The sequence below is a fragment of the Gordonia mangrovi genome (assembly GCF_024734075.1).
Taxonomy (GTDB): domain Bacteria; phylum Actinomycetota; class Actinomycetes; order Mycobacteriales; family Mycobacteriaceae; genus Gordonia; species Gordonia mangrovi.
Genome location: NZ_CP102850.1, coordinates 2446451 through 2458050 on the forward strand (window position 1 = coordinate 2446451; position 11600 = coordinate 2458050).

The following is an 11600-nucleotide window of genomic DNA, read 5'->3' on the forward strand; positions in this document are numbered from 1 at the left end:
CAACGGCCGGTGCAGCACAGTGCTCCGGGCAGAGCGGCTCACCGTACTTTCAGGACGGTCGATTAGGGTCACCGACTGATGACTGACATTTCCCGACGGCTGCCGGCGCGCACGTGGGCGATGATCGCCACCGTTGCCGGCCTCGTGGCGATCGTTGCCGCGATCCTGACGCCGCTGCTGCCGGTGAACGAGCGCACCGCGACCATCGACTGGCCCGACCGGGACCTGGCGAGCGCCGCGAGCGCGTCGGTGACCGCCCCGCTGGTGGCGCAGACGCCGGCCGGGCTCGACGTCACGATCGGCTGCCGCACGCTGGCCGAGGCGGCGACCGACGGGCCCACCACGGTGGTGTCGACGATGCCGCCGGCCGGCACCGACGCGTCGGCCAAGGCGCTGTTCGTCACCGCCGGCCCGACCGGGGTCGACGTCACCCTGCGGGGGCAGGAACTGCTGCGTGTGCCGCGTGAGCGGCTGGCCGACTGCGAGCGGCTGCGCGTGCAGGCGTCGTTCGACGGGGTGCAGGCCCGCGCCGTCGGCGCCGGCATCGTCGCGACCGCCGACCCGCGGGCTCGTCCGCAGGTCTCCGGCATCTTCACCGCCCTCGACCCGGACACCGTCACCCGTGCCGCCGCCGACGATGGTCTCGCGGTGCGTATCGAGGTGGACAACCGCTTCGAGTCGTCGCCGCCGGTGATCAAGCTGCTGGTGATGATCGTCGGGGTGCTCGCGGTCATCGTCGCGTTCGTCGCCATCGCCGCCCTCGACGTCGCGCACGGCTACCACCGCCGGATCGGACGCCTCGACCTGCGTCGGGTGTTCACGCCGCGGGTCGCCGACCTCGCGGTCACCGCGGCGCTGGTCGTGTGGCACTTCCTGGGTGCCGGTTCCTCCGACGACGGCTACATCCTGGCGATGGGCCGCAACGCCTCCGACGCCGGCTACCTCGCCAACTACTACCGCTTCTTCGGCATCCCAGAGGCGCCGTTCGACTGGTACTACGCCTTCCTGTCGCACTGGGAGGCGGTGTCGACGGCCGGTGTGTGGATGCGGTTGCCCGCGCTGCTGGCGGGCCTGGCCAGCTGGTTCATCCTCAGCCGCGTCCTGCTGCCTCGGCTCGGCGGCGCCGTCCGCCGCTCGCAGTGGGCGATGTTCACCGCCGCCGCGGTGTTCGTGGCGTTCTGGATGCCGCTGGCCAGCGGGCTGCGCAGCGAGGGCCTCATCGTGCTCGGTTCGCTGCTCACCTGGTGGGGGGTGGAGCAGGCGGTGGCCACCCGACGGATGCTGCCGGCCGCCGGAGCCGCGCTCGCGGCCGGCATGACGCTGGCGCTGGCACCGCACGGGCTGATCGCGGTCGCCCTGCTGATCGCCGGTTCGCGGCCGATGCTGCGCACGGTGCGCCGACGCCGGGCCGAGAACGGTCTACTGCCGTTACTGGCACCCATTGGTGCGGCGGCGGCTTTCGTGGTGATCGTGGTGTTCCGTGACCAGACGCTGGCGACGCTGGCCGAGGCGGTTCGGGTGCGCTACACCGTGGGCCCCACCTTGGTCTGGTACCAGGAACTGATCCGCTTCTACTACCTGTCACTGACCACCCAGGACGGCTCGTTGGTCCGTCGCGTACCGATGCTGCTGCTGCTCGCCGCGGTGTTCGTGACGCTGGCGGTGATGTTGCGCCGCAAACACATCCGCGGAGTCGACCCGGGACCGGTATGGCGGGTGATCGGCGCGATCCTGCTGACCGTGCTGTTGCTGTCGTTCACACCCACCAAATGGACCGTGCAGTTCGGCATCTACGCCGGGGTGGGGGCCGCGATGGCGGCGGTCGCCACGGTGGCCGTCGCCCAATCGGCACGGCGCTCGCCGCGCAACCTGTGGATGTACATCGCGGTGCTGCTGTTCGCGTGTGCGCTCGCCATGGCCGGCGAGAACGCGTGGGGCTGGGCCTATGACTTCGGCATCTCCTGGTTCGACAAGGCGCCGTCCATCGCGGGCACCCCGCTCTCGTCGGTCTTCCTGGTGCTCACCGCCCTTGCGCTCGCGGTGGCCATCTGGTTCCACCTGCGGATCGACGTGGATGCGGCGCACGGGAAGGTGCGCGACGACCACGCCCCCGTATCACGCGCCCAGGCTGCCGTGTCGTCGGCGCCGATGCTGGTGATCGCGACCCTGGTCGTGATCGTCGAACTGGTCCTGTTCGCCAAGGCTGCGGTGGCCCGCTCCGACACGTACACGACCTTCAGCGCGAACCTGCGCGCACTGACCGGCGACACGTGTGGGATGGCCGATGACGTCCTGGTCGAAGAGGACCCGAATCGCGGTGCCCTACAACCGATCGGCACCGACGACAGCTCCCGTGCGCTGGCCGGCGATTCCACCGGATTCGGCCCGGACGGGGTGGCCGGTGACCTGATGCCCGACCCGACCGCACTCGGTGCCGGCACCATCAACACCTCGGGTGACCTGTCGCGGCCGTTCATCGTCGCCGGTGGCGCGCCGGGCACCACCGGCGGCCGTGGACCGGAGGGCGTCAACGGTTCCACCGCCGCCCTGCCGTTCGGTCTGTCGCCGGAGACCACACCGGTGTTGGGTACCTACGGCCACGACAACGGCATCGCCGAACTGACCTCGATGTGGTACCGGCTGCCGGACCGGGAATCGTCACCGTTGCTGGTTATCACGGCTGCCGGCCCGGTCTTCTCGATCGACCAGGACGGTGTGCCCCGCGGCGGGCGTTCGCTGAAGGTGCAGTTCGGTGTGCCCGACGACGGTCCGGACGGCTTCCGACAGGTCGGCGACGCGTATGTGCCGATCGATCCCGGGCCGGAACGGCCCAACCGGCCGTGGCGCAACCTGCGCATCCCCATGTCGGCGGTGCCCGAGAACGCCACCGCGATGCGGATCAGCGCGGTCGACAACAACGTGAGTCCGGATCAGTGGCTGGCCATCACCCCGCCGCGCGCACCGCAACTGCAGACCCTGCAGGAGGTGGTGGGAACCGAAACACCGGTGCTGCTGGATCTCTCGGTGGGCAGCCAGTTCCCGTGTCAGCATCCGATGAGCACCCGCCACGGGGTCGCCGAGATTCCCGAGTGGCGCATCGTGCCCGACCAGACCACCACCAACTCGAAATCCAAGACGTGGCAGGCCGCCATCAACGGCGGCATCCTGACCACCCCGGAGGCACTGACACGTGAGAGCACCATGGCGACCTACCTCGACGGCGACTGGTACCGCGACTGGGGCGGACTACGCCGATTGACGCCGCTGGTGCCCGAGGCCCAGGCGGCGCAGGTGAGCACCGCCACGTCGACGACCTGGGGTTGGACGCGCCCCGGAGCGATCAGGGTGGTGCCGCAGGATGACTGAGATCATGCAGAGGCGCCGACCATCGGATCGGAAGGTGGCCATCGCGAAGATCGTCGCCGTGGCGGCCGGCGCGATCGGGGTGCTGCTGGCCATCCTGGCGCCGTTCCTGCCGGTGTCCTACACCAAGGCGCAACTACAGTGGCCGCAGCCCGGCAGCAGCAGCCTGGCGAACGTCGCCGCCCCGAACGTCTCGTATGTGCCGGTGTCTATGGACATTTCGGTGCCCTGCGCGCTCGCCGACGACCTACCCGCCGCCGGTGGTGTGTTGTTGTCGACGGTGCCCGACAACGGTGCCGAGGCCAGCACGGTGGGCCTGTTCATCCGGGCGACCGCCGACCGGCTGTTGGTGACCCAACGTAATGCCGTGCTGCTCAACGTGCCCCGGGCCGCCGCGGCGCAGGCCACGGACTGCCGCATCGTGATCGACGCCGACACCAGCGGTACCCGCGGGGCGGTCGAGGGTTTTGTACCCGAGGACGGGGACCGCGCGTCCTTCGACCTCGCCGACCCGAACGCGCGGCCGCAGATCATCGGGGTGTACACCGATCTTCCCGCCGACGCCTCCACCGACGGGCTCTCGTTCACCTCGACCGTGGACACCCGGTTCAGCACCAGCCCCACCCTGCTCAAGGGGGTGATCCTCATCGTGGGCGTGGTGATGACGATCGCCTCGATGGCGGCGCTGGCGGTCCTCGATTCGCGTGACGGACACCGCTTCCGGCTGGGCCTGCCGGCCCGGTGGTGGCGGCCGACGCTGCTCGACGGGACGATCACCGCGGTGCTGGTCGGCTGGTTGTTCGTCGGTGGCAACACCGCCGACGACGGCTACCAGGTGACCGTCGGTCGGGTCGCTCCCGATGCCGGATATCTGGACAACTATTACCGCTACTTCGGTGCGCCGCAGGACCCGTTCGGCTGGCATTACCGCTATCTGGCGCTGTGGATGGAGGTCAGCACCGCCACCCCGTGGCTGCGGTTGCTGCCCTTGCTGTTCGCGCTTGCCGGCTGGTTCCTGATCAGCCGATTCGCGCTACCCCGGCTGGGACGGGCGGTACGCACCTCGCGCGCCGCGTTCTGGGCTGCCGGATTGGGCTTCCTCGCCGTCTGGCTGCCGTTCAACAACGGCCTTCGGGTGGAGCCGGCACTGAGCGTGGGCATTCTGCTGACCTCGGTGCTGGTGGAACGTGCGATCGCGACCGGACGGTTCTTCCCGCTCACGTTGGGGGTGGTGGCCGCCTGGGCGACGTTGACGATTCATCCGGCCGGGGCGATCGCGATCCTGCCGTTGTTGGCCGCGCTGCGCCCGTTGCTCAGGAGTCTGCGACGACGTCGCGCCCGCGACGGTCTGCTGCCGTTGGTGATGCCGGTGCTGGCATCCGGTCTGGCCGTGATGTTCCTGATCTTCGCCGATCAGGCTCTCGCCACCATCCTCGAAGGTGTCGAGGTACAGGGCATCGTGGGTCCCACCAACGAATGGTGGACCGAGGCGATGCGGTACTACATCCTGCTCAACCCCACTCCGGACGGGTCGATCGCCCGACGCGTCGGCATCTTCGTCACGTTCCTGGCGGCCATCATCATCGTGCTCACCCTGCTGAGTAAACGTCGGGTGCCCGGGGTGGCGACGGCGCCGCTGTGGCGACTGCTCGCCGTCGCCGGGGGAGCGGTGGCCGTACTGGCCTTCGTCCCCACGAAGGCGACCCATCAGATGGGCGCTTTCGCCTGTCTCACCGGTGTTCTCGCCGCGGCGGCGACGGTGTTCCTGCGTCCCGAGGTGATGCGCCGGCGATGCAACCGGACCTTCATCGCGGCCGCCGCGGCGTACGCACTCGCCGTCGCCTTCGCCGGTCGCAATCAGTGGTGGTACGTCGGCAGCTACGGGATTCCGTGGGCCGACGACACCCCCAACGTCGCGGGCATCGGGCTGTTTGTACCGATTCTCGCGGTCGCGGTGCTGCTGACCGCACTCGGTGCCTGGCAGTACTACCGGGACGATCGCGCGACCGAACACGGCGTGCCACCGGCGCCGCCGACGTCACCGAGCCTGATCCGGCGGATGCCGACCTATTCGCTGGCCATCATCTCCGCGGCCGTGCTGTTGTTCAACTTCGTCTCGTTCACCAAGGCCTATCAGACACAGCGGGATTCGTGGTCGTGGACGAGTTCCAACCTGAACGCGATGCAGGGTGAACCGTGCGCTCTGGCCGACGCCGTCGTGGTCGAGGCCGACCCGAATGAGGGTCTCCTGTCGCCGGCGCGCGTTGCCGGACAGAGTGATCCGTCGCCCGGCGCTGCGCTCGCCGGCGCCGGCAGCGGCTCCATGGCGGGTTTCGATCCGAACGGGGTCTCCGTCCATCTGGAAAGTCAAGCCGAGGCGGACACCACCTCCAGCGGCCTCGACCGGACCCAGACCGATCCGTCGGATGCGCAGTCCGAACCCAGTGGCACCGCCGGGTCGGCCGACACCGGCGGCGGCACCACCGCCACCCGTGGGGTCAACGGATCGTCGGTGCGGCTGCCGTTCGGTCTGGATCAGAGCCGCGTGCCGGTCCTGGGGACCTACGGGACGCCCACCGGCCGCGGGAATCTCACGTCCGACTGGTATCAGCTGCCGCAACGGTCCGACGACACGCCGCTGGTCACCATGTCGGTGGCGGGGACCATCGAATACGTCGACGAGTTGGCCGTCACCCATCCCGGGCAGCAGCTGCGGCTCGAGTTCGGGCGGGTCGAACCGGACGGTCGGGTCACCACCGTGGCGTCGATGGTCCCGCTGGACATCGGCAATGACCCCGAATGGCGCAACCTGCGGTTCCCGCGGGATCAGGCCCCGCCGCGGGCATCCGTGGTGCGGATCGTCGCCGACGACGCCTCAGGCAATCCGGCGCAGTGGCTGGCGGTGACGCCGCCCCGCGTGACACCGTTGGTGACCCTGAATTCGCTGGTGGGCAGTGAGGATCCGGTACTGCTGGACTGGGAGGTGGCCTTTGCCTTCCCGTGTCAGCGGCCGGCAACCGTGATCAACGGCGTGTGGGAGACCCCGCAGTGGCGGATCACCCCGGACGCCGAAGGTGAGCGGGTGAACTCTCGGCGCTGGATGGCCGGCGACTACGGCGGCCCGCTCGGCATCGTCGAGAACGAGCTGCGGCCGGTGGTGCTGCCGTCGTATCTGCGTAACGGGTGGGCCAAGGACTGGGGCAGCCTGCAGCGCTTGACGCCGCTCAAACCCCAGGTCGACGCCGAGCTCGTGCTGACCGAGGAAACCCACGGCGGCCTCTGGACCCCCGGCCCCATGCGCGCGATCCGCAACTGACCGTCCCCCGTCGCCCGGTTTTGTAGTACGAATGTGCGCTTTCTGCACGGTTCGTACTACAAAACCGGGGGTGGGGGCAGGGGTCAGTACCGAATCGGCGCCGGACTCCAGAGGCCGCCGCGGGTGGCGGTGCCCGTGTCGATGTCGGCGAGGGTGTCCACGTCGCCGTAGGGGGTGTAGCGCTCCAGCGATCCCCAGTCGCGGCCGATGTCGCCCTGCAGGTAGGTCGCCATCGCCTGCGGTCGCTGGGACACCTCGAGCCAGCCCAGCGGGCCGCCGCCGTAGGAGTTCTGCCACGCCGACACCGCAGCGGCCAGGTCCGCGCCCGGCTTGATCCGCCACTGCGGGATCTCGGCGACCCCGTTGGCGTGGGAGAACGGACGTTGGCAGGGGAACACGAGGCCGGAGGTCCAGTCCACGTGCACCGGGTCCTCCCGGCCGACGACCTCCTGCAGCGTCGTCATCTCGGGCAGTCGTGGTGGCGTGACGACGATGAAGCGGTCCGACGACAGGTTGTCGTCGGTCGCCACGATCCGCACCGCGGTCGCATCCGAGGGCAGTGAGTCGGTGGTGACGCGGACGTTGCGCCACGACGGGCGCGGTCCCGGATCGATCAGTTCGGTTTCGCCGTCGGCCCGCAGATCGGCGTCGCGGGTGCCGGGTTCGACGGGGTCGGTGGTGTACTCCAGCAGCAGGTTCGGGTTGTCGTAGAGACCGGCGACGGAGAACGTGAGCAGCGGTCGCTCCTGGTGGTCCGCCGGCAGTGCGTACCAGGCCGACGTGAGCCGGGCCGGCACCTGATCGGTGGTGGAGTAGCTGCCCATCACCGGGGTGGTGGTCGGGTCGAGGAAGAACGGCAGTTCGGCGAAGCTGCCGTTGATCCCGGCTTCCGACGTCACGCCGCCGCCGGTGCCGCCGGTATTGGCGGTGAGCACGTCGGGGGAGTCGGTCGCGTTGCCGGCCAGCACGCCCAGCGACCCCGCGCTCGCCATGGCCGCCAGATCGACCGGCACGCCGTTGGCGGTGAAACCGGTGGTGGCCGGTCGCGTGCCGTCCGGCGGGGCCGTCGCCGGGCCGGCCAGTGGATCGGCGATGGAACCGTCGACCGGTTGGAGCAGGAAACGGCTCGGATCGGTTTCCACCCACACCTTGTCGGCCATCCCACACTCCTGGCCGGTGAGCGCCTCCAGATTCGACCGCGGCACCGAGTACGACGCACTCTGCTGGATACCCGCGAACATCGCAGTGACCAGTGCGAACACCACGACGGCGGCGGACACGAAGGCGAGCGGTGCGGACGCGAGCACGGCCCACATGCGGCGGTACCAGGGTCTTTCGCTGTCGGTGGTCGCGACGTCGGCGGGGTCGGTGCCGGTGAACGGTTCGCGGAAGTGGAACCAGAGCGCCAGTAGGAGTAGGAGCAACGCGGCGTAGAGCAACAGGCTGGCGAGGTTCACCCCGAAGCTCACCTGGGTGACGCCCCACGGCATACCCCACGCCGAGGAGTAGAAGAAGGAGTTGGGGGCGGTGAACGCGAGCCCGGCGACGAACAGCACGAGCGCGGCGAACAGCGTCCGGTTGCGCCGCGAGTGCATCGCCTGATGGCCGGCGGCGATCGCCGCAAGCGCTGCCAGTGCGGCCGCCAAACCGGCGAACACCCCAAAATGATGGGTCCACTTGGTGGGCGTGAACATCAGGAACACCAGAGACGCGAAGGTGATCCCGACGATGCGGCGCGACGGACCCAGCGCGGTGCCGGGGATGCGGGAGCGTCGGATGAGCATGGCCGCCGACACCACCAGCGACAGGATCATCGTGAGCACCGCGAACCGGCGGTCGATCGACCCGTCGGCAGAGAACGCGAACAGTGACGAGTAACGGTTGATTTCGTTGTACCAGTGCATCGACGGTCCGAGCGCCGACTTCATCTGCGAGGCCTCGACGAACGACCGCAGCGTGAGGTTGGAGAACACCACGAAGATCACGAAGGTACCGGCGGCCAGGATGGGAGCGAGCAACGCCACATAGGACCACCGACCGCCACCGATCACCTTGGCACGTTTGATCAGCGCCAGGATCATCGGTCGGGCACCGGCGATCAGGGCGGCGACGGCGAGCAGTCCGGTGGGTCCGGCGGCAAGGCTGAACGCGCCGATCAGGCACGCCACCGCGGCCGGTAGCAGGCGGCCGGTGGCGATGGCCCGTTCCACCGAACACCAGGTGAGCAGGGCGCCGAGGCAGATGATCGGTTCCGGACGCAGACCGTTGTTGAACGGGAACCAGGAGATGAGGAACACGAAAGCCGCCGTCCAGCCGACCGACGGACGGATGATCGCGGCGCGGCCGAGTCGCGGCAAGACCTCGTGGCTGATGATCAGCCACACCCCGATACCGCACAGGAGTGCCGGCAGCCGCATCCACGGGCTGGCCACACTGATGTGGCTGAGCCAGCCGAACACCTGGTAATACCAGCCGAACGGCGCCTCGGGTGCGCCATACCAGCGGAAGTAGTTGGCGGTGTAGTCGGTCTCCTGGGCCACCCGCGACATCGTCAACAGGTAGCCGTCGTCAGACGTGTTGGGGCCGATCATGTGCCACACCACCAGCGCGCCGAGCACGACGTAGTCGCGGGCGTTGAGATGCCACCACCGCGCCGGCAGGATGCGGCGGTGCCGGCGTCCGTCGGTGGAATCGAGCACGGCGAGCGCGGCCAGCGACAACAGGGTGGCGATGACCCCGATGACCAGCACCGCCCACTTCAGGATCGTCGGGGCGGTGGAGTAGCGGGAGTCGATGGTGACGTGCGCGTCCAGGCCGGGCAGGTTGGCGACCGGGCCGTCGAGGTCGGTGAACAACCCGGTGACCTGTGGGCGCTGGTCGGCGTCGTAGGTGTCGGACTCGCGGCCGGCGGTGGTGCCGTCGAGCGGTTCGTCGTCGTCGGTGCGCATTCCGACGAATTCGGCCGAGACGGCTTCGGCGTCGGCGTGCACGGAGATCTCCCGGCAGTCCTGGCTGCGGATGTCCTCCAGCGTCGCCGCCACCAGCGGCATGTTGCGGATGACCACCTCGACGGTCTGCCGTGACGCGGGATCGCCGGGCTGACCGGTCTTACGGATGAACAGGCCGCGTTCGCCGGACTTCTCCGCCTGCTTCGGCGTGGTCGAGAGCAATACCGACTCGCCGTCGCCGAGTTGCGCCACTGCGCTGCACGGGATGTGCGCGTCCAGATCGATGGGAACATAGCTGATCAGGGGTGCCGCCACCGACTCGACCTGATCGCCCTGCGGCCAGGAGATCTGGGCGGTGGTCTGGTGCACCGGCATCAGCGGAGTGGCCAGCGCCATGAAGAATCCGAGCAGACCGGTGATGATGGCGACGACCCTGGCGCGTCTTACCGTCTGCGATGGCACAAAGAGAGATGGTAACGGTTGGGCGGTCGGCTTCCCTTTCGGCCGAATGACGCTGAACTATGGTTGTGCCATGTCTGAGACCGAGCCCGGGGCCGAGCCGTTGCCGATCCTGCTCCTCAACGGACCCAACCTGAACACCCTGGGCGTGCGGCAGCCGGAGGTGTACGGCGCGGCCACCCTCGACGACGTGGTCGCGTTGGCCGAACGGACCGCGGCCGAACTCGGGTTCGGGCTGCGGGCGGCCCAGACCAACCACGAGGGTCAGATGATCGACTGGCTACACGAGGCGCGCGGACAGATCAGCGGCATCGTCATCAACCCGGCGGCATGGACGCACACGTCGGTCGCGCTGGCCGACGCACTCGTGATCCCGGACGTGCCGATCATGGAGGTGCACATCAGCAACGTGCACAAGCGGGAGGCGTTCCGACATCACTCCTATGTGTCGCCGCTGGCCTCCGGCGTCATCGCCGGATTCGGCATCCGTGGCTATGAATTCGCGATTCGACAACTCGCAGACGTGATCGGTTGACGGCTCAGCGTTCTTCCCCCGGGTATCGCTTCATCGCCCCACTGCCGCAGGCGGATGAAGCGATACCCGGGGGAGCGAACCATGTGGCGACAGAAATGCAACTCAGGGGTTGCAGACGGTCGGTGCGATGTGCAATCCTTGGGTTGCAGATGAAATCCTGAGAGGACCCCATCATGGACACCGAGTACGACCGCATCGAACGTGAGATCACCATCGACGCATCCCCGCAGCGGGTCTGGGAGTTGGTGAGTGAACCCGGCTGGTACATCAACGACCAGCGCATCGTCGACCATCAGGTCGAATACGACGGCGAGATCGCCTATGTCACCGATCCGACCCACGGGCGCTTCGCCTTCCGGACCGTGCATCTCGATGAGCCGTCGTATGCGGCGTTTCGCTGGCACATCGACGCCGACGACCCGTCGAGCTCATCCACGCTGGTCGAATTCTGGCTGACCCCGGCCGATTCGGGAGTATTGCTGAAGGTCGCCGAATCGGGATTCGCATCGCTGTCCGAGCCGGAGGCCGATCGACGTTCCCGATTCGACGATCACTCCCAGGGCTGGCGACTGGAACTGGAGCTGGCGCGTGTGCACCTCACCGGAGCTGATGCTCGTGCCTGACGCCGAGACGCAGGCGCCGGTCGAATTGTTCGCCGCACTCGCCGACGACAGTCGGTGGCAGATACTCGTCGAACTCTCCCGCGCCCCGGCCTCGGCCTCGGCCCTGGCCGACCGGCTGCCGATCAGCCGGCAGGCCATCGCCAAACACCTGCGTCTGCTCACCGACGTCGGGCTCGTCGAGGCCACGAAGATCGGCCGCGAGGTGCGGTACGAGCCGGTGGGTGCACGACTGAGCGAGGTTGCGCGCAAACTCGATGCGATCGCCCGCGGCTGGGATCGGCGACTCGAACGGATCAAGGATGCGGCGGAGACGAGTGACTCTTCGTGACAGTGACGATGATGGCGGGTAGTCGAGG

General features: G+C 68.6%; 6 protein-coding genes. 5 read left to right on the forward strand and 1 reads right to left on the reverse strand.

The features are described 5' to 3' along the window. Positions 1–78 precede the first annotated feature (78 nt). Positions 79–3366 (forward strand): arabinosyltransferase domain-containing protein, encoded by a 3288-nt coding sequence (locus tag NWF22_RS11080; RefSeq protein WP_160901758.1) that lies wholly within the window; start codon positions 79–81, stop codon positions 3364–3366. Beyond that, positions 3359–6679: an arabinosyltransferase domain-containing protein gene (locus tag NWF22_RS11085; RefSeq protein ID WP_160901759.1), complete on the forward strand. Its 3321-nt coding sequence runs from the start codon at positions 3359–3361 to the stop codon at positions 6677–6679. The genes NWF22_RS11080 and NWF22_RS11085 overlap by 8 nt, the downstream gene beginning before the upstream one ends. 83 nt (positions 6680–6762) lie before the next feature. On the opposite strand, the gene NWF22_RS11090 is transcribed toward NWF22_RS11085, so the two are convergent. Next, entirely contained in the window at positions 6763–10089 is a 3327-nt protein-coding gene (locus tag NWF22_RS11090; protein WP_160901760.1) for an arabinosyltransferase domain-containing protein, read from the reverse strand. 70 nt (positions 10090–10159) lie between these two features. On the opposite strand from NWF22_RS11090, the gene aroQ reads away from it, so the two are divergent. The 3 genes from aroQ to NWF22_RS11105 all read left to right on the forward strand — a co-directional run bounded on the left by aroQ (position 10160) and on the right by NWF22_RS11105 (position 11572). Further along, the gene (gene aroQ, locus NWF22_RS11095) at positions 10160–10621 is read left to right on the forward strand and encodes a type II 3-dehydroquinate dehydratase (protein WP_160901761.1); all 462 of its coding nucleotides are present in this window, start codon (positions 10160–10162) and stop codon (positions 10619–10621) included. A 173-nt stretch (positions 10622–10794) separates the two neighbouring features. Continuing rightward, positions 10795–11244, forward strand: coding sequence for an SRPBCC domain-containing protein (locus NWF22_RS11100; protein ID WP_160901762.1), 450 nt, complete (start codon positions 10795–10797; stop codon positions 11242–11244). Beyond that, a complete protein-coding gene (locus tag NWF22_RS11105) occupies positions 11231–11572 on the forward strand; it encodes an ArsR/SmtB family transcription factor (protein ID WP_202398454.1) in 342 nt (113 codons plus the stop codon). The genes NWF22_RS11100 and NWF22_RS11105 overlap by 14 nt, the downstream gene beginning before the upstream one ends. Positions 11573–11600 lie beyond the last annotated feature (28 nt).

What these genes read in the sequence shown, in the direction of transcription:
- aroQ (WP_160901761.1), top strand. Translation starts at nt 10,160, where the DNA reads ATGTCTGAGACCGAGCCCGGGGCCGAGCCGTTGCCGATCCTGCTCCTC.
- NWF22_RS11105 (WP_202398454.1), top strand. Translation starts at nt 11,231, where the DNA reads ATGCTCGTGCCTGACGCCGAGACGCAGGCGCCGGTCGAATTGTTCGCC.
- NWF22_RS11085 (WP_160901759.1), top strand. Translation starts at nt 3,359, where the DNA reads ATGACTGAGATCATGCAGAGGCGCCGACCATCGGATCGGAAGGTGGCC.
- NWF22_RS11100 (WP_160901762.1), top strand. Translation starts at nt 10,795, where the DNA reads ATGGACACCGAGTACGACCGCATCGAACGTGAGATCACCATCGACGCA.
- NWF22_RS11080 (WP_160901758.1), top strand. Translation starts at nt 79, where the DNA reads ATGACTGACATTTCCCGACGGCTGCCGGCGCGCACGTGGGCGATGATC.